This is a genomic window from Bacillus cereus G9842 (assembly GCF_000021305.1).
GTDB classification, from domain to species: domain Bacteria; phylum Bacillota; class Bacilli; order Bacillales; family Bacillaceae_G; genus Bacillus_A; species Bacillus_A thuringiensis_S.
On the sequence record NC_011772.1, the window covers coordinates 3,450,372 to 3,475,603 of the forward strand.

The window sequence follows — 25,232 nt, forward strand, 5'->3', positions numbered from 1 at the left end:
TCCTTCTTAAACATTTAAAAGATATAAATATATTATTTCTAGTTCGCAAAAATAGAGATAGATTCATAGCCATACAATATAGAAATTCATTAACTTTTATGACACTAACTAAAAACACATGTTTCACTAATCTTCCTCTCACTATTATTGATAACTATTATCAATAATATTAAAACATAAAATAAAAATTTAAACAATAATTTTAAATACAAATTTAAAATTATTGTTTAAAAAAATACAAAAAAATTATAGAATTCTTCATTTCGAGAATTACTATATTTTCAATTACTTATTACAGCCTATATTCAGATACATTATTTCCTTTCCATTCATAATAATCTAAAATCCCTTCATAAATGGCTTCTGCTGCAATTTGTCTGCCATCTTCCGTAGATAATTTACTGTAATCAATACCATTATCTATAAACGCCAGTTCCGTCAACACAGCTGGCATGTCATTTTCCCTTATTACATGAAGGTCTCCATGTTTAACTCCTCTGTCTCGTGTTTGAAGTGCCTCTACTAAACGTGTTTGAATTTTTTCTGCTAAAACACGACTTTCTTCCACATGAGGATTTGTTTTTTCGGATTTAGAAGATTTATAGTAATATGTTTCTGTCCCTTTTGCATTACCATTAAAAGCATTTGCATGTACGCTTATAAAGATATCACCCTGATTTTTCTTAGCAAATTTAACACGTTCCTGTAAAGAACTTTTTTGATCATGCCCCGGTCTATTATCAGATTGACGAGTTAATAAAACTGTAAATGGTGTATGCTTTTCAAGTAATTGTTGTAGACGTAAAGAAGTGTCTAGTACAATCTTACTTTCAGGTAATCCCTTTGTGGATTTCCCAGGATCTTCGCCACCATGTCCAGGATCAATAATGATTGTTTTGCTTTCTAATGGGTTTTGGGGACGATGTTGCATCATATCTGTTTTTGCAGTAAGTTGAGCAGCTTCAGCACGTGTTATAAATCTATTTGGTTGCCAACCGTTCTCAGTACCATTGGAAATTTTCAAACCGATTAAAATATTGGCATATTTTTCTCCCCAATGCCCTTTTAAATCTTCAAATTTAACCTGCTCATTATGATTTGCTGCGCTTTGTAGTTTATATGCATTTACTAGCATCGTAGCCATAGCAGCACGAGTTACTTTTCCGGATGGATTGAAGATTCCATTTCCCTCACCTTTAACAATACCAGCTTTTTCAGCAGCAGCAATATACGGAGTAGCCCAGTGGTTTTGTGAATCTGTAAATGATGGTTTTGCATTAGAGTCAATTTGTATACCTAAAACTTTTGTCATAATTTTTGTAGCCGAAGCTCTGTCTAATGAGTCATTTGAACCGAACGTTCCGTCTGGATAGCCATTCAATACCTGTTTATCAACTAAATAATTAACGGATTTGTCCGCCCATGCAGGAACATCTGGGAACTTATGAGTATTTGCAAATGTATTAGATGAGTAGGTTAATAGACTTCCAGCAAGAATTCCTGTAGCAATTAATTTGTATTTCAAAATGTAACACCTCTATCAAATTATTACAATTTGGTAAATATATCATTTATAATTAATCTTTAAATAATACGACCTTGAATAAAGAATAGATTAAGTTGTTTATATTAATATATATCAGATAATAAATTTAAAATCGAATTATTGCTCCAAAAATAATCCTCGGACATACACTTATAGATAAAGATTATTAAATATACTCACCAACATTGTGTAACTAGTATAGTTACTTATACATACGAGTGTCAATTAAAATAACCTTACAATTTTGTAAGATAATCACCTTAATAGTAAATCAAGTAATTATTAAATAATATAACTAGTTACTAGATATAATAAAATAACACTCTTAAATTTTGAACAAAAACTAATTGTTTTGATAGGAAAATAACTTATAACACCCACATTGTTAACAATGCTTTTGAATCCTACTTTACTCTATAATTCTCTGTTATATCCCAACGTGAATGCTCCTATAATATAGTCAATTGCTGCAATGAATATATTCCCTCAAAAAACATCTCCAGAAGCCATCGAAAGTAGCCTTTATTAATACACCTACACAATCCATCTTTTCACTCCCCTAAGACATCCTCAAATTTTACAAGGAATGAAAAAAGAAGAGGGATACCTTCCCTCTTCACTAAAAAAATTAAAAAACACCTTAATTTATATCCCCTGCCTTTTACAATCTCACGTCTATTGATAGCCCGTTTAATTCTTCAATTCTATTTTCATAGATTCATGTATTCTTCTAAAGTCTGCTTTTGTTCATATATATTTTCAGCAATATCTCCTACATAGCGAATATGCCAAGGTTCATATGCATAACCTGTAATACTTTCCTTCCCCTTAGGATAACGAATGATAAACCCTGCACGATGCGCGTTTTCTTTCAGCCATTTTCCTTCCTTCGTATTAGCAAAAGATAGCTCTAATTCATTGTTCGCACTTTTAGAAGAAACATCCATTGTTAACCCTGTTTGATGTTCGCTATGTCCTGGTTTTGCCGAGAAGCGATCCGTATGCTCTTGTCCTTTTCTTTTCACATTGTTCGCATACAGTCGTTGTTGATAGTCATAGGAACGAAATCCCGAAACAGCATTTAACTGAATCCCCTCCTGCTTTGCTAAATCAAATAACTTTTCCAGTGCTTCTGCCGCCTCTTTACGGAGGTGGCTCTTTTCTACCGTTCCACTAAATGAGAATGGTACATTTGGTACAACTAAATCCTCTGGTTTATAGTCTTCGGGTAATCCATATTCCTTATTAACTACAGCCTGTATACTAGCAAAAGAACTTTCATTGTATTTTGATTGCCCTTTTCCTCTACTATCTTTCTCTTTATTTATGGAGTTTTCACGAGATTCATAGTTCGTCTTATCTGGTTCTTTACCAATAGATTGATTGGTGTAAATTATAAAAATACCTAACATCATAATTACACAACTGAAAATCCCTACTAATTTAAGTCTCATTATTCATTTCCTTCCTGCAACTCTTACTGTTTCTCGTTCATAATATCTCAACCATATCAAATTCATATTAATTTGAAGTGAACTTTTGTTCTTAACATATTTCTTAATAGAAAGACTGTATATCCTTCTATTTGTTTGACATCATTAAGATGCTCACAAATATAAATAAATTCTATGGCTACATATAGATAAAAAATCTAAAAATTTATATAACGAGATTAGAAGTGTAGCATATTATTGTTGAAGGGTCTTGGTATAATGCTAGGCATTAATGTAAAAAAAACAAATGAAGAGTTAATTATTTCATGGCAATTGGCGGAGATTACAATTCCATTACGTGATGTGATTGAGGTTACCGAAGATGCTACCTATGCTGGTGTTGAAGACGTAGATGTAATACGTATTGGAGCAGCTTATGGGACAACAGACCGTATTTTAATTAAAACAGTAAAACAAAATTATATATTATTTACTACAAATAAAGTTGCTATTTTAAATGCCATTCAGACTTAAATATAGGAGTTTTCTTGGCTAAAATGATAAAAATAAGCACATCTTGTTATAAAAACAGATGTGCTTATTTTTAATTTCTATGCATTTTTACGTTTTAAGAAAATCACTCCACCAACAATTAACAGTAATGCTCCTGCAGCCATAGAGATCCAACTTGTAAGATTAGTACCTGTTTGTGGTAACCATCCAATTTTAGATTGGATTTCTTTCTTAGGTTGTGGTTGTTCTTTTACTTGCTCGTTAGGTTGCTCTGGTGTTGGAGTATTTTCATCCGAATTCGGCTGTTCTGGTTTAGGTTGTTCCGGCTTTACCTCTTTAAATTTCACTGTTTGTCCCTTATCTTCAATTTCAGCGTGAATAGCTATTAATATATTATCTTGATACAGTTCTTCAAATACTACTACTTCTTTACCTTGTAATGCAGAAGCATTACATGTGAAATCTAGTATGATAGAACCATTCTTCTCTTTAGCAGTAAACTTAGATTCTACTGTTACCTCTTTACCATCAACTAATAATGGCTTGTTTGTTGCTTTATCCATTAGTTTACCTTTTACAACGTACTCTTTACCCACGATTAAGTCTTTGTATTCCACTTTATCTTGGATTGTTACAGATTTAGAAGCGTCTAACTCTTTAGAACCATCAGCTTTATTTGTAGCTGTCGTTTTAATAGAAGGTTCTACAAACCGAACTGTTTGACCTACATCATTAATGTCAGCATGAGTTGCAATTACTTGACCTTCATGTAATAAGTCTTCAAACACGACTACTTCTCTTCCTTGCTGTTCAGCACCAACAAAAGTAAAGTCTAATGTTACAAAACCGTTCTTTTCTTTTGCAGTAAACTTCGTTTCAGCTGTTACTTCTTTTCCATCAATTAATAATGGTTTGTTAATAGCTTTGTTCATAAGTTTACCTTTTACAGTGTACTCTTTACCTACAACTAAGTTAGTATACTCCACTTTGTCTTGAATAGTGATAGAATCCTTTGAATGAATCTCTTTTCCACCATCAGCTTTGTTTGTAGCTGTCGTTTTTACTGATGGCTTAACGAACTTAACTGTTTGACCTTTATCATTGATATCAGCATGTGTCGTAACAACTTTTCCGTCTTTCAGTAACTCTTCGAATACTACTACTTCTTTTTCTTCTAAACCAGTTGCATCAAAAGTAAAATCTAGTGTAATAAAACCATTTGCTTCTGTTGGTGTAAACTTCGTTTCAGCAGTTACTTCTTTACCATTTACAACTAATGGTTTATTAGTCTCTTTATTCATTAATTTACCTTTTACAGTGTACTCTTTACCTACTTGTAGATCTTTGTATTCCACTTTATCTTGGATTGTTACAGACTTAGACGTGTGCATTTCTTTTGTACCATCTGTTTTATCAGTAGCTGTTGTTTTTATTGAAGGAATCTTTTCATCTTTGACAATGTGTTTAATGATTTGACCATTCTCTTTAATTTCAAAAGAGAACGTTTCTTCATTTAATACATAACCTTTTGGTGCAACAGTTTCTTTATATGTGTATTTTCCAAATGGTAACTTTTCAAATTTAGCGATTCCTTTATCGTCTGTTTTTCCTTTTACTACTTCTTTTCCTGCTTCGTTATAAATCGTAAATTCTGCATTTGGAAGCTTGTTATTTCCATCAGCTACATCTACCTTTGTAATTTCTAGATCACCTTTGATAAGATGATTAACTGCCAATAACTCAATAATCTTTCCATGTTCCTTTATTTCGAACATAATTGGTTCTTTAACAAGAACATAACCATTTGGAGAAGCCTTTTCTACAAATGAATATTTACCATACGCTAAATCTTTGACGTTAATCTCACCATTTTTATCTGTTTTATATTCACCAATTACTTTTCCACTTGCATCTTTTAGCTCGAATTCTGCACCTTCTAATTTTTTACTAACATCTTCATTATCCACTTTAAGTAATTTTACACTACCTTTTACTTCTGTATTTTCCACTGTAAAAGTAAGTGTTTTATTGTGCTCTTTAATTTCAAAAGGATACTTTGTTTTATTTCCAATATATCCATTAGGTGTTTGTGTCTCTAAGAAATAATATTTACCATACGTAAGACCTTCAACGTTTGCAATTCCATTTTCTTTTGTTACTACTTTTTTCACTTCTTTACCATCTTCAGTGAAGACTGTGAATTCAACATTTGGTAAAACCTTTCCTGAATCACTAAGCTTTTTAATTTCGATGTTACCTTTTACTTTGTTATTTACTATTTGGACAGCTCCTGTTTCTCCTGTCTTAACTTCAATAGTTTGTGGTTTATCATCTGAAACATAGCCTGTTGGTGCTTTAATTTCTTTTAATGTGTAAGTACCAATTGGTAAGTTGTTTAATTCTGCTATACCATCAGCACCAGTCGTGATTTTTCCAACTGATTCATTATTTGCATTAAAGACCTCAAATACTGCATCAGCTAAAACTTCTCCATTTTCTCCAACCTTTTTAATTTTTAAAGAACCAGCTGCTTCCCAATTTACTGCAAGATCACTACTAAGCTTTTCTTCATTTCTTTCTAATAGTACTGTAGCATTCTGAACAGTATCCGTACCACGGTAAGCAATTGCTTGAACTTTTGTTAAGTTTGCAGCAACACTTAGATTAAATTCACCTGTTTTAGTATTTTTAGGAATTTGGATACGGAATTTCTCTCCAACTGAAAGTTGATCTTTCACTTCACCATTTTCACTAACAATTTTTACTCCATTAGGTGCATTTTTTGCTACTACTTTATAAGAACCACCCTTAGCATTTGTTTGTACTGAATATAGATTTGTTTCGAAGAATTCACCCTTTAATTCTGCTTTTTGCTTTTCAGCAGGAATCACATTCATAAAAACATCTTGAGTCTCCTCACTATTATTAGCATTACTAATAATAGCCTTAGCTGCTTTTTCAACATTTTTATTCTCATGTTTTAATTCATTTACATCAAGTTGACCTAATGCATTCCAAACTGCAAGCTGAGTTGCGTAGTGTGCCTCATTCTGATTAGCTACTCCCAACTGCTGAACACTTTTTTGCGGGAAACCGTTTAATAGGAGCCTATATACTACATTATCTGTTTTCCCCATTTCAGGAAGATCTTCACCATTTGGTGATTTTAGTCCAAGAGTTAAGCAATAAGCAATTTGACCACTTGAATTTTTAATCATTTCAGTTCGAATGTGCTTTCCTAAACTATTACTATAACTCCAGTTCATTGAATATTTCTCGTGCGTCATAACCTCTGCACTAGCCCTAGGTAAAAATACATTAAGGAATAATGCCAGTACTGATAATAATGTAAAAACTCTTATAATGACTCTCTTACCCAATTTTGTAACCTCCCTAGAATAAATTAATCCGAGTATATATCGCAATATCTAAAACATTCACGATCGACCCGATTATCATTATAAAACAATAAATTACAAATATTAAATAATTTTAATGAAATAGTCAAAAAATTTACACATTTTATTATTTATCAAGTTTTTTAACGAATTTACTATATACAAATTCTAAAACACGCCTACAATTTAAAAGACAAATATGTATGTTAAATATATAAATAGCAATTCCTTTGCTCCAGTTATTAATCTTCTATTAACCTTCCCCTTATTAAAAATAGCCTTTTCATTTTCTTGTTAATCCGAGTAATTTATACACCTCTTTTAATCTATTAATTCTCTATTACGCTCCTTCATTGAGATATAAGGGTGACTCTTCATTCAAAGAATAAAGTAAAACTTTATTCAGCCCGATCCCCATCTAACTTCTCTGCTTTGAGCCTTACTGCCCACAAATAGCAGGATACATTATGCAACATTGCATTTGATAATCATTTTTAATGTAACTATAATGATTACAGGATTGCTATTAGTCCAATATTCTACATGGAGGTTTTATTATGTTTAAAAAAATTATTGTATCTTCTATGGCGCTTACTATGTTCGGTGGAGCTGCAACTATGCTAGAGGCACCTACTGCTCAAGCAGCTTCTTATAACTCAACATCATCCTCTTACTTTGATGTCACTCCTGAAGAGGCCGTGGCTTTCTATCAATCTCAAGACTATAAAAAATTAAAAGTATTTTTGGATGACTTTGAAGCTAGAAACCCTTATGCCCCAGGTGGAGGCTACGCTCAAGGTAGTGTACGTATGCAAAAATTCAACGATGCTCTTAGAGATGCCAAATTAACAAATGTCTACCAAGAATTTATTAGAATCTCTTACTACAATCATTATCCAGAACCAAAATAATCACAACGGATAAAGTGAAACTTTAATCAGTGGGGGTTTTGTTCATCCCCCACTGATTATTAGTTGAACCAATCGGGCATTTACTGGCAGCCCGACCCCCACCTAACTTCTTTGCTTCCGCTGAATTTTGAGGTGGGAGTCTTACTGCCAGTTAATGCGGGATTAAATGTTTATTATTTCTATAACTTAGCCTAATTTTAAATGTATAACCTAAAAATAATTACTAAAAACCACTCATATAAGAGTGGTTTTTCTATTTCCCCATATAATTTAGCTGAATGTTACATCATCTTTATTTTAATATCTTTTATAGTAGACATTCTCTCGTTGACACAAACTAGTAGATTAGCAATGAAAATATCAAAATATATTTATAGGTGGTTGGAAGTAATTGTTTTCTGTTTAATAGCAAAAAAGAACACCCTCTCACAATTAGATAAGGTGCTCGTTTTCATTTTTATCGGTAATTCTCAATTCAATTTAGCTTCTTTCCAATAAGTAAAGATTAAATTAACTTAAAAACAAAGCGTTTTAAATTTAATTCATAGATCTTACTGAAACTTGGAATTGCCCCTTAGAACCATCATCATTTGAAACGTAAATTTTATATGTTCCATTCGGTAATGGAGATAAAGCATTCCGTACATTTGTAACATTAATTTGTTGTTCTCCAGGTTTTATATAACCACCAACAATTAGCTCTGTATTTGGACCTTTTACACTATATCCCATTGTATTTTGACCATTATTTTTCATAGAGAAGCTTAAGTCAGTACTCCCATCATATACAAAAGAAGTTTCAGCCTCGCCACTATAATCCATTGTTTGGGTTAATAATAAGTCTGCAGAAACATGTTCAACTACATGAATTGGATCATTCGTTTTGTGTACTTCTTCAGCATAAGTATTATTCCCTAACACACCAAGTGTTAATGCTGAAACTACTCCACAACTAAGCACTAGTTTATTTAACTTCATTTTAAGTTCCCCCTTGATGTTTGTATTCTATTACCATCATACATCCTTTTCCAAGTGCGTTTTTATGTAATAATTCATATCTATAAAACTATATATCTTAACTTTTTGTATTAACAGTTATTGAGAACCCTACATAGATAAAGCTACAATATTACGCTTCATAAAAAACATGTAAATTTTAAAGTCTTTTTCTAACAAAGTTTTATACGAGTAAGTACCAAAATACTCACATAAATAGCATTTCTATTTCAGATAAAATGTACTAATAAAATTTTTCTAAAATTTCACTTTGTAATTTGATATATTCCATGTTAATATAACGGAGGCTACAAAACAGAAGTCACCACGCATATCATTTTCACAGAATATTCATACTTAAAAAACATTATTTTATCAGTAACTAAATCCCGATTTTACCCATACAAAAGTTAGTTGATAATTTCATATGTACATAAATTTAAATAGATTTTTTCTATTTTCCTTATCAATTTTAATACGAGTAATATAACAGCATGTTTTTCAAGTACCCTTCCTTTTTTAGATAAAAAGTCTACTAATACTAAACATCTATGTCCAACTCATACATAATTCTACTTACAAACTATCGGAGATGCAAAACTATGGGAATTTCTACTCTTTTATTAAATACCTTTATTATAATAATTTGTATCCTTAGCTATCACGTATTTTGGCTAGAGTTTAAAGAAAAAACAACATGTAATAATATGTTATTTTCTATCCTTTCCTCCATTGCTATTATTTTTTGTATGACTTTTCCTTTTCATTTACATGTGGGATTTATTTATGATTTACGTTTTATTCCTATTATATTAGTTTTTCTATATGGAAATACAAAAAACATTATTTTTATAGGAATTTTATATCTTTCTTATCGGTTTTACTTAGGCGGAAATGGCGTTCTTCCATCATTTATTATCTTCACTATTATTTTTGGTATAACAATGCTCTTTCGTTACCTATTACCTATGTATATTAAAGAAAAAAAAGTATTATTAAGCTTACTCCTTATTTTAGTATGTACAACTTCACTTTCTATTTGCGGTATTGTAACTCAAATAAATACAGGAGGGAAAATAGACTCTACTCTCATAGAATTTTTATTAAATTATATAGTCATTAATATTTTCACAGTATTATTATCAGTTTATTTAATAGAGGGAATGATTGAGAAATATAAAATGGAAGAAAAACTGCAACGGGCTGAAAAATTTTATATAGCTAGCGAACTAGCGGCGTCAATTGCACACGAAATCCACAATCCACTAACCACGGTACATGGATTCACTCAATTATTAAATGAAAAACATGCCTCTAAGCTATCTCAGGATCAATACTTAGAAATCATGTTAATTGAAATGCAGCAAATACAATCTACTATTAATAACTATTTATCTTTAACCAAACCACAGAACACCCTAAAAGAGAAAATAGATATTAATCACATTTTAAATCAGGTGAAAGATACTATTTCACCACTCGCTCTATCATACAAAGTTGAAATCAAACAAAATAGTACAGATTCCTTTTATATAAATGGGGACCCCGAAAAATTCAAACTCTGTCTAAACAACATCATCCAAAACGGAATTGAGGCTATGAAAAATGGTGGATTATTACAAATAAATATACAAAAAGTAAAAGGAAATATCATAATTGATATTATTGATTCAGGAATTGGGATGTCATCTCAACAAATAAAACGAATTGCTTTGCCATTCTATTCAACAACAGAAAAAGGAACTGGGCTTGGTACTATGATTGCTTATAGTATTATTAGAGAATTAAACGGAGATATAGAGATAGAGAGTGAATTAGGTAAAGGGACACGCTTTTCTATTAGTATCCCTTGCCAATGTGATAAAAATTTTCTGTTTAGTTAATTATATAAATGAATTTTAAGAATCCCGCTAGCTAGCTTACTTATTAATTATCTTAAATTTATAAAATAATAAGGGTCAGAGCTTATCTATTGTTACAGATACACTCTGATCCTTTAGTTTAATTACAGTAAACGCACTTAATATTTATAACTTTTCTTACATCTGGATGAAATAATAGTTTATCTCTTTTACTAATTAGATTTGTTTAATGTAAATATAGCATCTCTCGACACTTAATTTGTTATTATCGTTAGGGACATTTCCTACAGTTGTTTTTTCATTAAAGTACAGACCTTGTGCCGTTCATTAAAAAAGACAACTCCCCTTTTACTACTTTACTTCCACCGTATAATTCCCTGTTCCACCACCATACTGATACACATGTAAATAATACTTCCCTGGATACGTGTAGTAACTACCTACTAGTTTATTCCCTTGTTGCTGAGCATACGTAACATAATTATTTAAATCTGCTTCAGAATAAAGTACCCAGTTCATTCCGATATTATTTTCATTCGTTACGTTAATTTGAAGATTTTTAGCAGTCTCCACATTAATTTCAAAGAAATCACTTGTATCTCCATTTCCTAAACTAGCACGTAAAACTTGATTTAACTGCAGTTTGTTTGCTGTTTGGAATGAGTTATTCGGTTCTTTTTCTAAACTGTTATCTTCTTTCTTTTGAACAGTTACAGTCGCTGTAGCAGTATTAGTTGCTCCTTTATCGTCTGTTACTGTTAATTTCGCTGTATACGCTCCTTCTTTTGTATATACGTGAGTTGGATTTTGCTCATTACTTACAGTACCGTCTCCAAACTCCCATTTATATGAAGTAATTTTCCCGTCTTCATCTTTTGATGCGTCGCTTTTAAATGAAATTGCTTCATTCACATTTCCACTATACGGACCGTTTATAACCGCAACTGGCGCTTTATTCTCTGCACCTTCTTCTGTATTAATACCGTGGAACACAACATCATATTCAAATTGTCCTGATGCATTCACGCGATAATTTACGAAGTATGCTGTTACCGTTTTATAGCCTGTCCATTCTTTTGCGCTTAAACGTTTTAACGTATCATTAACGTTTTGTGTAATTATTTTCCAATCTTCATATTCTCCTTTTGCTGCAGTTCCTGTATATGTTCCTTGTAGTGTGAATGTATTAAAGAACTTTGATTTATTTTTCTTCACTGATACATTTTTCAATTTTGCTTCCGCCGTTATTTCTGCCGCAATATCTGAAACTGGTTTCGGTGCATGATTTGCTAAATAATCGTCTGATACTAATGGTACGTTATATTTCTCACGATTATCAAATAGCATTTGCATATAATCTTGATATTCTTTATTTAAATTCGCATCTTTACTTAATGTAGAGCGATATGCATCATATGCTGTTACATCATTTTTCCTAATAAGATCATGTATTTTATCAAACATATCATATCTCTTATTGTACATATACGATTGTAAAGCAAAGGAATAATTATAGAAATCCCATGTTCCATACTTTGCATTTAACGTTCGCTCTGCCGTATAACGCTCTGCTGGGTTTGAAGATAATCCTCCTATAATACTCTTTCTCGGTACAACATTATCCGTTCTCGTTGCCCCTGCAAAAAATTCAGCATTCCCTTCTTCAAACCAAGATAATCTTTCATTTTCATATATTTTCCCTTGACCCCATAACCCTGGTACTTCATATCTACCTTGTAAATAATGCGTGAACTCGTGTCGGAATAATTCTTCTAAACTATAAATACTTTCTTCTGGCGTACGCTCATAAGTAAAGAACGTACCTGTTCCTTCTATATAAAGACCACCGTTATTCGTTTCATATCCGTACAATTGACGATTAAACTGATATTCTGCTGGGCTATTATAAATAACCATCGTTAATACATCATCAGGATTTCCTTTTTCTAAAGGTTGATCACTTTCAACCGTACGATGGAATTGTGCCTTCACTTCTTTTGCCGCCCAATATAAACGTTTTACTTTTTCTTCTGTCACTTTATCTCCAGCTTTTAAAACAATTGCCCCATCATCAAACATATACGTTTTTGGCAAATATTTTTTCTTTCCATCTTCTCTTATTTGATCTAAATTCACCACTTTACCATTTGCATCTTTTCCGCCATAATTCGTCGCGATTTGCTCAGCAGCTACGAAATATTGCTCCCCTAAATACGGATAAATTTTCATCGCATCTGTTACAACTTGTAATCCTTTCGTTCCTGTACTATGGAACGAACCGAGCCTACCTGTATAATAAATGCCATTATTAATAAGCCAACCGTTTTTTGCGGTAATCGTTCCCATTAATGCAAAACGACTTAGTTCATTAATATAACTATCTATTTTCTGATACCATACTGTATCTTTCGGTGCTTTCCTCGTATCGTACAAATACGATTGAATGTCGTAATCAACACCTTGCATAATATCGTAAATAGCATTTCCAGCTGAAAGATTATCTACTAATGTAGAGAAATTATCATTATATTGTTTAAAAATCTTTGCAGCCGATGTTATCGTTTCCACATCACTCGAAGCGTTTCCTATTAACTTTCCGTATGATGATACCACTCTATTTTGCTCTAATGTACCCAGCTTGAAATTTGAATTGTTAGCTATCGCTTTTAATGCAGGTAAGCATTTATCATGATAACTCCGTTCATTTAATTTACTAAGTTCCGAATTATAAAATCCTAAATAAAATCCTGAACGTAATACCTCTACTAATGTCTCAATCCCTTTTGAATCATCCTTCGTATAGGCTTGTCCTTGCTGCTTCAATTTATCAATAATCGCCTGCATTCTACTATCATTTTGATAGAATGCTAGACTGTCTGTATTAAACTGAAATAGCCCCGTAATTTGCTCCCAATCAATGGTTATAAGTAAATCTACTAACTGCTGATTGCTTAATTGATTTAATTCAGCAATTGTATAAGTTTTCGCTACAGCTAATTGCTTACTTTCCTTTTTTACCTCAGGCGGTCTTTGTGATAAATCAGCAAATTGTATCCTTTGCTCAAAAGACTTGCTTTCGAGCAATTTCGATGAATGAGCTAATTCTTGTACTGGTAGTTGTACACCGACTGGCTCCATTTTGAGTACATTTCGATAAGAAACTTGCTCTCCCTTAGTATCTTCTGCCAAACTTACCCCTTGAAAACTCCCTAACATTAAACTAGCAAAACTTACCCCTACTAACATTTTTTTTGAATAGCCTTTCATACTCTCCCCTACCTTACATTTTTAGTGTCCCGCTCCATTATTTTACTATTTTTACTTTTTGTCCTGTATTGAGAAAAAATAAGGGAACGTTCACATATGTATCCTTGCTGCGCAAAATTAGCACTTGACTTTATGTGCGTTTTATATCAAAAAAGATAGATAATAGCAAAATTCCTGCTACATCTATCCTCGTTTTCAACACTATGATTTTAACTTTATAAACGTAACTTCCGGTAATGTTTGCATATACTGAATAAACTCATTCTTTTCTTCTGACGATATATTTTTCAGTTGCATCCCTACCTTATAAACAGTTTCTGTACCTTGCTGTGAAGCCTCCACCTCATATGAAACTATTGGAATGCCTTTCACTTGTAGCGTTTCTACTATTTGTTGTACCGCTTCATGTTTATTTATACACATTTGCACCGTTATATTTTGTGGAAATAAAAATTGCACCTTAAAAATACGACTCACAATTTCTAAACCAATTAAAACGAGAATCGTCGCTCCAATCCCTACTACATACATTCCCGCTCCAATTGCTAATCCTATGCCGGCAGTAGCCCATAAACCAGCCGCGGTCGTTAATCCTTTCACCGCCTGCTTTTGAATAATAATTGTGCCTGCACCTAAAAAACCAACTCCACTAACGACTTGTGCTGCAATCCGACTTGGGTCTAGAGACGTATGCTCTTCATACACAATATCTGAAAAGGCATATTTCGAAACAACCATTATTAACGCACTTCCTACCGCTACGAGGAAATGAGTCTTTAATCCAGCTTCTTTCGATCGAATTTCTCTTTCAATACCAATCATTGCTCCTAACAAGCCAGCAACACCGATTCGTATAATAAAATCAAAATCTACACTCACGGGCACTTCCCCCTTTCATTCATTATAGATAGATAAAACAAAAATTATCACAAACATCCATTTATCAACATGAAGGAATACCACTAAAATACACTTAATACTCCGACCATTTTATGTTAATATTTAAAATATTAACATAAAATAAATAACTTCTAATTTTAAATCTTCACTAATTTTCTAAAAAATCAAAGGTGAATTACATGAAATTAGGTTGAGAAACTTAAGAAAACGCTTTCATTTTGTGTCATAATTTTTTTATAAATACTACATAAACAAAGGAGCTTACTAACAATGAACGTCTCGTTACTTACACCTACTACTGATTTACAAGAAGAATACTTAGATTTCTATATCGAATGGAAAGATAGCGGTGAAACAATGATCCCGTGGGTTATCTCAAAAAATCCTGCTAACTTCCCAGCTATGGTTCAAGAACTTCTCGATGCGCATAACGGAATAAATATCCCTGAAACTTGGGTACCAGATTCTACATATTGGCTCGTTACAAATAATAATAGAATTGTCGGAGCTGTTAATATACGTCATAGTTTAACTGAACATCTATTTAACGCTGGCGGTCATATCGGTTATGGCATTCGCCCTTCTGAAAGAAGAAAAGGTTATGCTACGAAATTACTAGCATTATCATTAGAAAAAACGAAGGAATTAGACATCACGAAAGTACTTGTCGTTTGCGACGCAGTGAATACCGCTTCTGAAAAAACGATTTTACATAACGGCGGGCTTCGTGATGATGATTTCACTGAGGAAGATGGGAATGTAGTAAGAAGATATTGGATTGAGCTATGAATGATCACAAATAAGCGAGAAAGTGATTATACACTTTCTCGCTTATTTTACACTGCTTCTATTTCAAACTGCACTGTAATACCACTTGGATCTACTACCGTAAACCCATTTGTAGTTTCATTTATTTCATGTTGTTTTTCTATTAATCTTTCTTTCACTGCATCTAACGCTTCTTTATGCGGTAGTACAATTGTATATACCTTTAGTCCAGTTGCATGTACTGGTGGGTGTGGATTATTTACTCCGTTCCACGTATTTGCACCGATATGGTGATGATATCCTCCTGCAGAAATGAATAAGCAGTCATCTTCACGTTGTTGCACTTCAAACCCTACTGTCTCTACATAAAACTCTTGTGATTTCTCTACATCAGCTATTCGTAAATGTACGTGCCCAACGACAGTATTAGCAGGTAATCCATCAGCCTCATAATCAACGAGTGTTGCCAGCTCTTTTAAATCTAGTGGCGTACTTCCTCCTGGTCCTTCTCCCCATTGATCACGCGGACGGTCTGCATAAATTTCAATACCATTCCCCTCTAGATCTTGCAAATAAAACGCTTCGCTATATGTATGATCACTTGCACTGTTAAACCTTGAGATTGGTAAAATTTCATTTGAATATGTATAACGCCCTTCTTGCTCAGCTGGGCTGTCAATTACATTCTTATTACGAAGAACCCCAAATAGCGCAGAAGCAAAAGCTTCACGAGTCGGAACTAAAAAGGCTACATGATATATACCAGTCGTACGCGGTTCTTGCAGTACCCCGTCCTCTATCTTTTCAAGAACAAGTAATGTATTCTTACTACCTTTTCCTGCTAAATATGCTTTATTCCCCTCTTGCTTAATTACCTCTAATCCTACAACATTCTTATAAAAAGCAATTTGACGCTCTAAATCTTTCACTTTAAATTCAACATGACCAATACGTGTTTTCGGATGAATTCGTACCATGAATAACTTCATCTCCTTATCCCTATATTTTACCATTACATATAACCGTTACTATGAAGGATACAACTAAAATCATCCTATGTAAATAAGAAAAGTCAGAATTTACATACATTTTTATTTTCATAATAAAAAAAGCCTCCTTTTCTAACTTTCAGAAAAGGGGGCTTTTTAACGCTTATCTCATTTTATGAACTTCAGCAACTAGCTTTCCACCCTGAATGCCCATATAAAGCTTCACAGGTGCATCATTCGTATTTTCAAATACTAAATCTAAATATGGATATGCAATTGTAGCATCTCTTCCTTGAGGAACATAACCTACCGTTTTAGAATGTGTAGTTCTCTCCACCATTTTCAGGCCAGCTTGATCTGCTGCATTGTATAAAGTTGAAGATGTTTGGCAAACACCACCACCGTATCCATCTACTAATTTACCATCAACTATTTCTTTCCCTAATTGATATCCTTTGTCTGGTGTTGTATCACCGATTAATGAATTAAAAGAGAAACGGTCTCCTTTTGCTAACACAACTCCATTTATGCTCGCTGCTGACAAACGAATATTCTCAATACGGCCACCTGTTGAACCGCCTAAGTTCGTTTCATATCTACCAATTACCGTACCATTTCCTTGCGCATCACTTAATGTTGCGACTGGTTTTTTCTCCACGATCGGCAACTGATACGTAGCATCCCACATACCCACATTTAACAATTTATCTACTAATTCTTTTTCCATTAATTCATAAGAAGGTTTTCCTTCTTGCCAACTTCCATCAGGTGCTATACGTGAAGGAACCATTTTTTTGTCGACGCTTTTTCCAACCTCACCAACAACCTTTGTTACAGACTTTTTAAATTTCGCTTCATCTTCAAAATAGCCTAAACCAGATAAATCTAATTTTTTCACTTCAGTACCAGTTCGACCATCAACTAAACTAATAGTATCCTGCACTTCTGCTTTAGCCTCTACAGTGTGCCCACCAATATCACTTACCAATGCAACATCACTTACTTTTGTACCACAGCCACTCACTACAGCTACACATAACACCCCAACTAATATACCCTTTACTTTACGGAACAATATACTCTCTCCCTTTCCCCAACATCACTATTATGTATTTATTTCATTTTTATGTATGTTTTGTTACAATCATTTTACAATATGTTTATAAAATGTTACAAGTTATTTTTCACTCTATATAAATTACTCTTTTCTTTTACAAATGTCTATACATATTTACATAAAAGTTTGAGTTTGATAGAATTGTAACTTTTATGTAAACTCTCCCTTTTATCCAGTATATACCATTAAGCAAAAGAAATACAAATCAAAAACCCTCAAGCTATTTTTTATAAAGAAAAATCCCTCAACATAAATAGGTATTTGCCGTGCCACCGCTCCGCTTTTGCACATACATTATGGTGAATTCAACCTATTTTAAAGAAATGGAGGATGTTATTATGTATCCCTACAATCCATATGATCCATATAATCAATATGCGTACCAACAACCACAGTATGACTTACAAGCACAATACCAATCTTATATAGATCAAGCAGATCAAGCAGAGCAAACGAATCCATATGACCAAAATAGACAATTCCAACTTCCAATCTCTTTTCCTGGCACTGGAAATCGTCAATTAGAAAGACGCGTAAATGAGCTTGAACAAAGAGTACGTCAACTAGAAAATACAGTTGAGCGCCATACACGTAGACTAAACCGCTTAAACCAACGTTTACGCACAGTAGAAAACAGACTAAACATTCCATTCGCAGCATTAGAAGACGGATTTTAATCGAGAAAATAAAGTGAAACTTTAATCAACCTTCACCAATCGGGCTTTTACGGGCAGCCCGCCCGGCAAATAGCGGGATAAAAATTATATAAAGGAAGGGGCTCCCCCTTCCTTTATATAAATTGACGAAAGTTTTTTCCATCTCTATACTGATAAGAGTTAATGAAATGAAACAAGGTGATAAATATGGATTTTGAAATAAATTATCTTTCCTTTTATGTTGTACAAGTAGAAGGAAAAGGTGAAGCAGTTGATAAACGCTACAAACATTTTCAAACTTTAGACGCTGAAGAGTATGAAGATAGCTCCTTAAAAGAATTTTTGAATGGTGAGTTATTAAAAATATCGAAGCGAAAAGTAGAACGTCATGCAAAAACCGAACAAGCCCCAACAAAAATTGGTCGCTTTATTGTAGAAGAAGGGCACGAACTTGATTCAAACCCTCATTACAACCTTTTTAATCGTATTCGCTTTGCAGAAACAAAGGAAAACTTTAAAGATATGAGCGAACCTCTCGTTTATACATATCTTGACACAAGCGCTGTACGCGGTGGTGTATTTTTAATTGCTCAGGCAAAACTACGCAAATACTTTGATGATCCATTCGTATTTGTAATGAAATGCGACTTCGAACCAAAGGTGGCTTCTATTTCTGATGAATCAACACTGATTCGTAACGTTGAAATGGCCATCACAACAAAGAATATGAAATCTATCCAATATCCGTACATGCCTGAAGAAGGTATGGTCGAAGTGGGCGAATTAAAAATTCACCAAGCATCACACGCCCGCTACTTTGAAGACTTCTTAAAATTCGTCGAATATGAACGCTCTATGCCTGAAATTATGAAAACACAAGTAATGGACATGGTATACGACCAAATTGAAGAGGTATTTGAAGAAGGTACAGAAGAACGCGAACAATTCGACCAAGCGATAGAAGTATGGGCTGCCAGTCCGAAACGCGAAATTATGGAACAATTTTCAACCGAAGAAGTAATGGAAGCTACCGCTCAAATCGTTGAGCATGCTCCTGAAGTGGAATTAAAGCTAAAAGCAGACCATATTTCTGTGAAGGCGTTACTTGCTGATTTCGGGGATCAAATACATATTGCGAAGGTAAATGACCGATATGTACTTATGATTGAAGCAGACACACTTACATTTGAAAAGGGCTTCTCTCCTATTGAGTTTCTGAAGCCAGATGAGCTGCAAGATGTGATTGAGCGGATTGAGAATAAGCAACAGTATTCGTATGATCCGAACGGGATTGAATAAATCCTTCCATATATCTGTTTTTATTGGGCGCTTTTAATAAGCGCTCTTTTATTTTGAGCTTAGTTGATGTTTATATTAAAAAACGATTCTTAATAGAATCGTTTTTCCTGATTTATAACAAAAATATGCTTATTTTTAAAAATTATTATTGATTCAAGATATCAATTGTCGCAGAATCAAGTAAATTCCTTCCTTGTTGTGCAAGCGTATTTCCATTAGAGTAGTCACTATGTATGTTGGTAAAATGAAAACTTCACTTCACTACCTCAAATTTATTATACTCGTAAAAAGATAATTGAAAACGATATTCCGGATGCTCTCTCACCCAATCGTAGGCTTCTTCTAAAATTTCCATTTTGTTTTGCAAGTCATTAAGTTCACTACATTTGTCCTTTTTCTGTTTGCACAGAGGGCAGAATCCATTTACTATGTCGGCACTTGTCGCCCTAATAGTTTTACTTTTTAAGTCAACTACTAAACGAAGAAGAAGAGAATGCTCAGCTTTTGTAGTCACCGTCATTTCAGCAACCCCATCCTCATTCCAAAAGACACCGTTTAATTCCATCTGTACGGTGACGTCTTTAATATCCAAGTCTATCACTATCACACCTCCCTTGTATAAAACTCATATTTTACTCTTCGATTTTAATCTTTAATACACCACGCTTTAAAGATATATTAAGCTTTTTCCAATTCTTCTTCTTTGCTATGAAAGGAAGTATAATTACTGCTGATAGCGTGGTAAATATTATCCCCAAAACTACAACTGTTACAATGTTGAAGATTGCTTCCATTTAACTGTATCCTCTTTCATTTCTATGGGCTCTAATTTTATGAATGTATTTAAAAATTCTTACCGCCCCTTAATTTTCAAAGCAATTATAATGGCCCAATCACAACAAATCAATTCCTATTTAATATGAATACTTTATTCATCCATCAATATAATGATGTTAAATTTATGTAGCTAGAAATAAAGGAGAATGTCATTTAACCTCTACATTCTCCTCCATCTCAGCCAAATACCTAATCTGCCGTTCTGCTTTTCGCACTGCCGTACGAAAATGTTTTTTCAGCAGTTCTACTGTATTTTCACTTATATAATATCTTTCCGTAATACTTTCCCACGTGTCACTACTTTCAAATGTACTCCATTCAAAAGAGCGTTCTGTATTTTTCTTTAGTTCTTTAAACACCCATTTTCGCATCTTTTTTTTCGCTTTTTCCGTTAGTTTCCCGTCCTTTACAAGTTCCAGTTCGCCATGTCTTTTGTACCGTTTATGAATATCTCTCTCGCTATATACTTTAAGAAGTATATTTGCTGTATTCTCAGCATCTGCTAGAGCTCGGTGCTGTTTCCCTTCCCATGTTAAACCGAGCTGTTCTACTGCAAATTGTAAACTTGGCGTATGTTCAAATAATTCTTCATACGCTTGGAAAACAAATTTTTGCAAATCAATTCTATTTTCTTTTTCTATACTTGGGCATTCAACACCATGTAATGCACAATCATGAGATAGAAAGCGATAATCTTCTTTTCCCCATGAAACAAATATACAATCTTCGCCGATGAACTGAATAAATTTCTCTACAATTTGAGGGAATTTTTCTACACCAATTAAATCTTCCTTTGTAATTCCAGTCAATTTTGTCGTATGACGAGTTAATCGTGCACTTGGTTTTACTAACTCCGAAAACTCTTCAATTATCTTCATTGTACCTATTTTTATTTTTACAGCTCCGATATCAACTATTTCTGACGGATCTTCTGATTTATACGGTCTGAAATTCCTCTCAATATCAAACACAATGAAATGTGTAGCGTTTTTCAATTTATTTACCTCTTTCTAAATTCCTTTTCACACAAACACTCTATTTTCAGTATTTATTTATTCATGTACTTTATACAAAAATACTCCGAATAAATAAATGAAAATTCAGTCTCGTTATGATATGTAAGTAGGAGGACATCTATAAAAATGCAAAAAAAAGAAGGGCGAGCCCTTCTTTTTTCAAAAATTACTTCTTGTTTACGTTAGTAGCTTGAGGTCCACGGTTACCTTGTTCTACTTCGAAAGTAACTTCTTGACCTTCTTCTAAAGTTTTGAAGCCTTCGCCTTGGATAGCTGAGAAATGAACGAATACGTCTTCTCCGCCTTCAACTTCAATGAAACCGAAACCTTTTTCTGAGTTAAACCATTTTACTTTACCGTTTTGCATGAAAAAAATCCTCCTACAATGTACCTATATGTACATATTCATTTTCAACCACCTTACAATAATAAGCCAGATATTAAAAAACTGCAACCCCTGAGGAGATTTAACATTGCTATCCTCCTCGGAAGTTACAGCTCATTTAAATCTCTATATTATTAAAAGTAAAATGGTTTAAATACACTATATCATATCAATATAATAAAAGTAAAGTTTTTTTCTTAAATTATTTTTTGTTCCCACTGCATTGCTTTTAATTCGCCTGATCCGGCTACTACATAACCATCTTTTTGATTAACAATGCGCCATCCGTGCCCTTTAACTGAATCACATACTGTAACAATACCTTCGTCAAGAAGCACACGGCACACACTACTAATACCCGCCTTATTTTGTGTTGAAGTTGTATATAAAACATGTTGATCTACACTTAAGTCTAAATAACTACTTGCTTTCTGCTCACTTTGACATGTATGCCAATATATTTTTTCACTCGCAATACTTTCATCTATTTTACAATAAGAAATATTCCCGCTAACTCCCTTGCACGATCCACTTGCCGCTACTAAATAAGAATTGTGTAAAGTCAACGCGGAGATCATTTGATTCATCGCAATTTTAATCCTCTTTAATTTACGTGTCTTCAAATCAAAGAGCCAAACACCACCATATTTAGCATGTATTTTCGTACCAATAAATAAGTAATGCTTATATAAAAATAACGATCGAATAGACGGTGCCGCACTGCCATACTCAAGAAACGGATGAATAGTCTCCCATGTCGAACCGAAATTATTAGAAAGATACAGCGTTTTTTCTCCATGAGCAATGACAGTTCCTTGTACATTGCTACATACATTCCAACTCGTTGCTTTTGTTGGAAAACGCTGAATTGTCCAGTTCTCTCCACCATTCATACTACGAATAAAAATCCCTTCGTCACCTACACCATAAACTACATTATCTTCGCTATGTAAATCCCTAATTCGTTTTTGAAAACCATTTAAAATTCGTTTCCATTCTCCGTCTTGTTCAATAAATAAGCCATTATATGTAGTAGCTAACAACAGTTTTCCATCTCTTAACTTTGCAATAGCAGTTGCACTTAACATTGTCTCCACGTTGACACTCCCATTCTTAGAACTTCTCAGCAAATGCAATTGCAAAATTACTGCATTTTTCAACATCCTCTTCATCTTCTGGAGCTAATTCAATTTTCAGCCCTTCTTGTACAAGCTCTGCACCGCGTTCTACAAGACGTTCTTCAAATATCGTTACCGCTTCACAAAATAGTTCATACGCCGTATCACCTGATCCGAATACCGCTACCTTTTTCCCAGCTAAATCTATATTTTCTAAGTCCTCATGAAAATCTTCCGCTTCAAATGGTAATTCACCATCGCCCCACGTATAAGATCCTAAAATGATTCCATCATAAGCTAATAATTCTTCAGCATCCATGCCTTCCATTTCTTGCAATACTACTTCATGATCAAAAGCATCTAAACTAACTTTAATTAAATCAGCAATACTCTCTGTATTTCCTGACATACTTGCATAAGCTATTAAAATTTTTGCCACTTTGGCATCCCCCTCTAACAATAAATGATTCTCATTCTCATTATATTAATAATGAGAATCAATTTCAATCGATTTTTTCTACTTTTATTTACATTACTTATTTCAAATAAAGTGAAACTTTAATGAGTGGGAGTTTTGTTCATCCCCCACTCATTATTAGTTGAACCAATCGGACTTTTACGGGCAGCAGGGCCCTCACCTAACTTCTTTGCTTCCACTGAATTTTGAGGTGGGGGGTCTTACTGCCCGGCAAATAGCGGGATAAATAAAAAAGCACAGATGACTATACAATCATCTGTGCTTTTTTATTACTTTTTAAAAATACCAAAAGGCTTTCCTACTGGTAAAACAACTTTTCCAAAGTGTGTATTTAACACTGCTGCTGCTGAGCCGTAGAAAGATAATAATGAAATAAGAAGTTCAGAATATGCTGCTAAATTATGCATTGCGTGCGGCATAACACCTAAAGTACTTAATGAAAGACCAATAAATAAGAAATCAATAAGGACAAAGATCATAAATAATACTTTATGTGTTTCCATTGCACCAATCGTCATAAAGATTGTGAAAATCAAATATCCGATAAAGGCTACACCAAGCTGTTTTGAATCTGCAGCTTGTGCTAATTTTTCGCCAAATACTCCAAGTTGAATTAACCAAGTCATTCCAACACCTAACCAAAATAGGCCGTACGCACCAAATGCTGTCGTACCGAATGTATTGTTATGCTTTGCATCGTGAATGCAAGCAAAGATTTGTGCAAATCCTCCTAAAAAGATTGCCCATGGTAATACAAGTGAAACGCCATCTGTTAAGCCTAACTTTTGAGATGATGCTACAAGTGTTACCATTGCTAATCCAAATAGACCAATTCCAGATGGATCCGCTGTTGTCATTTTCACATGATGTGTAGTAGTTTGATTGCTCATATAAACCTCCTGATTATAAACATACTCGAATACAATACTTAAATCAGAAGCCTATGTCAATGGTTTTTTTTGTATGTTGTCAGACGTTATATTTTATAATGATTAAATATATTTCCGACCACTTCATAAGGTTTTATATTCACTTTTTCCAACTCGTTTATCGGTAGCCATAACGGAATATAACTTCCTCTACCTTCCCGCTGAAATTCCTCAGCTGTTCCACTTCCGAACACTCCGCCTGTAATATAGGCACCATAATAATAATATTCATTTCCTTTATATTTTACCTTTGCAATAAGGTGCTCCACTTTTATATGTAGCCCTAATTCTTCATATACCTCTCTTTTCGTTGCCTCTTCAGGCGTTTCACCTTCCTCAACCCCTCCGCCAGGAAAAACATAATATGTTTCCTCTTCTCGAATACGTTTTATAAGAGCAATTTTCCCTTCCTGTACAATGATAGCCGCCCCGCGATTTCTTATCATTTTATTTCCTCAATACGAATCGCGACTGTTCCCCACTCTTTTTCTTGTTCTTTCGTATATATTTTGTATGTACTTTCTAACATTTCCTCTAAACTATCATTCTCACAATCCAATAATTTTTTATCAATTTGTTCATACATAGATTTAAAGCTCTCGTATCGCTTTATTTCCGTTACTTTTACCGTCATCATTTCTGTCGTCGTAAGATTCGTAAATACGATTTCATCGCCTTTGTTTATTAGTTGACGTTTTTTATCGTATAGGCGTACTTCATATACTTTTTTTCCTGATTGAATTGACTGAAACGGTTTATTATATAAACCCATTTCGTATCGCATACATCCCACTCCCTTTTTTTCATTTCACCT

Annotated in this window: 23 protein-coding genes; 6 read left to right on the forward strand and 17 right to left on the reverse strand. The window is 33.5% G+C overall.

Annotated features, from left to right (window positions below):
• Window positions 1–292: 292 nt before the first annotated feature.
• The gene (locus BCG9842_RS17260; protein ID WP_000875666.1) at window positions 293–1,525 is read right to left on the reverse strand and encodes an N-acetylmuramoyl-L-alanine amidase; all 1,233 of its coding nucleotides are present in this window, start codon (window positions 1,523–1,525) and stop codon (window positions 293–295) included.
• Between the two features lie 731 nt (window positions 1,526–2,256).
• Window positions 2,257–3,000 (reverse strand): M15 family metallopeptidase, encoded by a 744-nt coding sequence (locus BCG9842_RS17265; RefSeq protein ID WP_001237444.1) that lies wholly within the window; start codon window positions 2,998–3,000, stop codon window positions 2,257–2,259.
• A 258-nt stretch (window positions 3,001–3,258) separates the two neighbouring features.
• On the opposite strand from BCG9842_RS17265, the gene BCG9842_RS17270 reads away from it, so the two are divergent.
• On the forward strand, window positions 3,259–3,513 hold the full coding sequence (locus tag BCG9842_RS17270) for a SunI/YnzG family protein (protein ID WP_000900690.1): 255 nt from the start codon (window positions 3,259–3,261) through the stop codon (window positions 3,511–3,513).
• Window positions 3,514–3,590: 77 nt separating this feature from the next.
• Here the strand turns inward: BCG9842_RS17270 and BCG9842_RS17275 are convergent, their stop codons facing one another.
• The gene (locus BCG9842_RS17275; RefSeq protein WP_000520175.1) at window positions 3,591–6,872 is read right to left on the reverse strand and encodes a VaFE repeat-containing surface-anchored protein; all 3,282 of its coding nucleotides are present in this window, start codon (window positions 6,870–6,872) and stop codon (window positions 3,591–3,593) included.
• A gap of 575 nt (window positions 6,873–7,447) precedes the next feature.
• Here BCG9842_RS17275 and BCG9842_RS17280 point away from each other — a divergent pair.
• Complete coding sequence (locus BCG9842_RS17280; RefSeq protein WP_000473481.1) at window positions 7,448–7,801, forward strand: hypothetical protein; 354 nt, start codon at window positions 7,448–7,450, stop codon at window positions 7,799–7,801.
• Window positions 7,802–8,338: 537 nt separating this feature from the next.
• On the opposite strand, the gene BCG9842_RS17285 is transcribed toward BCG9842_RS17280, so the two are convergent.
• Window positions 8,339–8,779 carry a hypothetical protein gene (locus BCG9842_RS17285; protein ID WP_000773517.1) on the reverse strand — a complete coding sequence of 147 codons (441 nt, stop codon included), beginning with the start codon at window positions 8,777–8,779 and terminating at the stop codon, window positions 8,339–8,341.
• Window positions 8,780–9,399: 620 nt separating this feature from the next.
• Here BCG9842_RS17285 and BCG9842_RS17290 point away from each other — a divergent pair.
• Entirely contained in the window at window positions 9,400–10,680 is a 1,281-nt protein-coding gene (locus BCG9842_RS17290) for a sensor histidine kinase (protein ID WP_000513024.1), read from the forward strand.
• A 330-nt stretch (window positions 10,681–11,010) separates the two neighbouring features.
• Here the strand turns inward: BCG9842_RS17290 and colA are convergent, their stop codons facing one another.
• Together colA and BCG9842_RS17300 are read right to left on the reverse strand one after the other, a co-directional pair.
• Entirely contained in the window at window positions 11,011–13,926 is a 2,916-nt protein-coding gene (colA, locus tag BCG9842_RS17295; RefSeq protein ID WP_000679516.1) for a collagenase ColA, read from the reverse strand.
• 201 nt (window positions 13,927–14,127) lie between these two features.
• A complete protein-coding gene (locus BCG9842_RS17300) occupies window positions 14,128–14,805 on the reverse strand; it encodes an MgtC/SapB family protein (protein ID WP_000109726.1) in 678 nt (225 codons plus the stop codon).
• A 291-nt stretch (window positions 14,806–15,096) separates the two neighbouring features.
• Between BCG9842_RS17300 and BCG9842_RS17305 the strand changes: the two genes are divergently transcribed.
• Window positions 15,097–15,615, forward strand: a complete 519-nt coding sequence (locus BCG9842_RS17305; RefSeq protein WP_001103111.1) for a GNAT family N-acetyltransferase — start codon at window positions 15,097–15,099, stop codon at window positions 15,613–15,615.
• Between the two features lie 47 nt (window positions 15,616–15,662).
• Here BCG9842_RS17305 and BCG9842_RS17310 read toward each other — a convergent pair whose 3' ends face one another.
• Window positions 15,663–16,571 carry a VOC family protein gene (locus BCG9842_RS17310; RefSeq protein ID WP_000251644.1) on the reverse strand — a complete coding sequence of 303 codons (909 nt, stop codon included), beginning with the start codon at window positions 16,569–16,571 and terminating at the stop codon, window positions 15,663–15,665.
• A 175-nt stretch (window positions 16,572–16,746) separates the two neighbouring features.
• Window positions 16,747–17,658 (reverse strand): VanW family protein, encoded by a 912-nt coding sequence (locus tag BCG9842_RS17315; protein ID WP_000488994.1) that lies wholly within the window; start codon window positions 17,656–17,658, stop codon window positions 16,747–16,749.
• A gap of 380 nt (window positions 17,659–18,038) precedes the next feature.
• Here BCG9842_RS17315 and BCG9842_RS17320 point away from each other — a divergent pair, with 380 nt between their 5' ends.
• Together BCG9842_RS17320 and BCG9842_RS17325 are read left to right on the forward strand one after the other, a co-directional pair.
• Window positions 18,039–18,377, forward strand: a complete 339-nt coding sequence (locus BCG9842_RS17320) for a hypothetical protein (RefSeq protein WP_000283709.1) — start codon at window positions 18,039–18,041, stop codon at window positions 18,375–18,377.
• A 186-nt stretch (window positions 18,378–18,563) separates the two neighbouring features.
• Window positions 18,564–19,655: a DUF3900 domain-containing protein gene (locus BCG9842_RS17325; protein ID WP_000345052.1), complete on the forward strand. Its 1,092-nt coding sequence runs from the start codon at window positions 18,564–18,566 to the stop codon at window positions 19,653–19,655.
• A 253-nt stretch (window positions 19,656–19,908) separates the two neighbouring features.
• Here the strand turns inward: BCG9842_RS17325 and BCG9842_RS17330 are convergent, their stop codons facing one another.
• The 9 genes from BCG9842_RS17330 to BCG9842_RS17365 all read right to left on the reverse strand — a co-directional run bounded on the left by BCG9842_RS17330 (window position 19,909) and on the right by BCG9842_RS17365 (window position 25,202).
• Window positions 19,909–20,256, reverse strand: coding sequence for a hypothetical protein (locus BCG9842_RS17330; RefSeq protein ID WP_000566111.1), 348 nt, complete (start codon window positions 20,254–20,256; stop codon window positions 19,909–19,911).
• 31 nt (window positions 20,257–20,287) lie between these two features.
• Window positions 20,288–20,449: a hypothetical protein gene (locus BCG9842_RS31375; protein WP_000387294.1), complete on the reverse strand. Its 162-nt coding sequence runs from the start codon at window positions 20,447–20,449 to the stop codon at window positions 20,288–20,290.
• A gap of 192 nt (window positions 20,450–20,641) precedes the next feature.
• Window positions 20,642–21,487, reverse strand: a complete 846-nt coding sequence (locus BCG9842_RS17335) for an exonuclease (protein ID WP_000786425.1) — start codon at window positions 21,485–21,487, stop codon at window positions 20,642–20,644.
• Window positions 21,488–21,674: 187 nt separating this feature from the next.
• Entirely contained in the window at window positions 21,675–21,875 is a 201-nt protein-coding gene (gene cspB / locus BCG9842_RS17340) for a cold shock-like protein CspB (protein ID WP_001179150.1), read from the reverse strand.
• Window positions 21,876–22,090: 215 nt separating this feature from the next.
• Window positions 22,091–22,990, reverse strand: a complete 900-nt coding sequence (locus BCG9842_RS17345; RefSeq protein ID WP_000449483.1) for a WD40/YVTN/BNR-like repeat-containing protein — start codon at window positions 22,988–22,990, stop codon at window positions 22,091–22,093.
• 16 nt (window positions 22,991–23,006) lie between these two features.
• Window positions 23,007–23,450 carry a flavodoxin gene (locus tag BCG9842_RS17350; RefSeq protein WP_001062758.1) on the reverse strand — a complete coding sequence of 148 codons (444 nt, stop codon included), beginning with the start codon at window positions 23,448–23,450 and terminating at the stop codon, window positions 23,007–23,009.
• A 308-nt stretch (window positions 23,451–23,758) separates the two neighbouring features.
• Window positions 23,759–24,379 carry an acetate uptake transporter gene (locus tag BCG9842_RS17355; protein WP_000070938.1) on the reverse strand — a complete coding sequence of 207 codons (621 nt, stop codon included), beginning with the start codon at window positions 24,377–24,379 and terminating at the stop codon, window positions 23,759–23,761.
• An 86-nt stretch (window positions 24,380–24,465) separates the two neighbouring features.
• Entirely contained in the window at window positions 24,466–24,864 is a 399-nt protein-coding gene (locus tag BCG9842_RS17360; protein ID WP_000620836.1) for an NUDIX hydrolase, read from the reverse strand.
• Complete coding sequence (locus BCG9842_RS17365) at window positions 24,861–25,202, reverse strand: ASCH domain-containing protein (RefSeq protein WP_001268365.1); 342 nt, start codon at window positions 25,200–25,202, stop codon at window positions 24,861–24,863. The genes BCG9842_RS17360 and BCG9842_RS17365 overlap by 4 nt, the downstream gene beginning before the upstream one ends.
• Between the last annotated feature and the right edge of the window lie 30 nt (window positions 25,203–25,232).

Coding starts and splice junctions, on each gene's coding strand:
- BCG9842_RS17325 (WP_000345052.1), top strand. CDS start 18,564: ATGGATTTTGAAATAAATTATCTTTCCTTTTATGTTGTACAAGTAGAA.
- BCG9842_RS17365 (WP_001268365.1), bottom strand. CDS start 25,202: ATGCGATACGAAATGGGTTTATATAATAAACCGTTTCAGTCAATTCAA.
- BCG9842_RS17355 (WP_000070938.1), bottom strand. CDS start 24,379: ATGAGCAATCAAACTACTACACATCATGTGAAAATGACAACAGCGGAT.
- BCG9842_RS17265 (WP_001237444.1), bottom strand. CDS start 3,000: ATGAGACTTAAATTAGTAGGGATTTTCAGTTGTGTAATTATGATGTTA.
- colA (WP_000679516.1), bottom strand. CDS start 13,926: ATGAAAGGCTATTCAAAAAAAATGTTAGTAGGGGTAAGTTTTGCTAGT.
- BCG9842_RS17290 (WP_000513024.1), top strand. CDS start 9,400: ATGGGAATTTCTACTCTTTTATTAAATACCTTTATTATAATAATTTGT.
- BCG9842_RS17305 (WP_001103111.1), top strand. CDS start 15,097: ATGAACGTCTCGTTACTTACACCTACTACTGATTTACAAGAAGAATAC.
- BCG9842_RS17285 (WP_000773517.1), bottom strand. CDS start 8,779: ATGAAGTTAAATAAACTAGTGCTTAGTTGTGGAGTAGTTTCAGCATTA.
- BCG9842_RS17280 (WP_000473481.1), top strand. CDS start 7,448: ATGTTTAAAAAAATTATTGTATCTTCTATGGCGCTTACTATGTTCGGT.
- BCG9842_RS17270 (WP_000900690.1), top strand. CDS start 3,259: ATGCTAGGCATTAATGTAAAAAAAACAAATGAAGAGTTAATTATTTCA.
- BCG9842_RS17320 (WP_000283709.1), top strand. CDS start 18,039: ATGTATCCCTACAATCCATATGATCCATATAATCAATATGCGTACCAA.
- cspB (WP_001179150.1), bottom strand. CDS start 21,875: ATGCAAAACGGTAAAGTAAAATGGTTTAACTCAGAAAAAGGTTTCGGT.
- BCG9842_RS17360 (WP_000620836.1), bottom strand. CDS start 24,864: ATGATAAGAAATCGCGGGGCGGCTATCATTGTACAGGAAGGGAAAATT.
- BCG9842_RS17310 (WP_000251644.1), bottom strand. CDS start 16,571: ATGGTACGAATTCATCCGAAAACACGTATTGGTCATGTTGAATTTAAA.
- BCG9842_RS31375 (WP_000387294.1), bottom strand. CDS start 20,449: ATGGAAGCAATCTTCAACATTGTAACAGTTGTAGTTTTGGGGATAATA.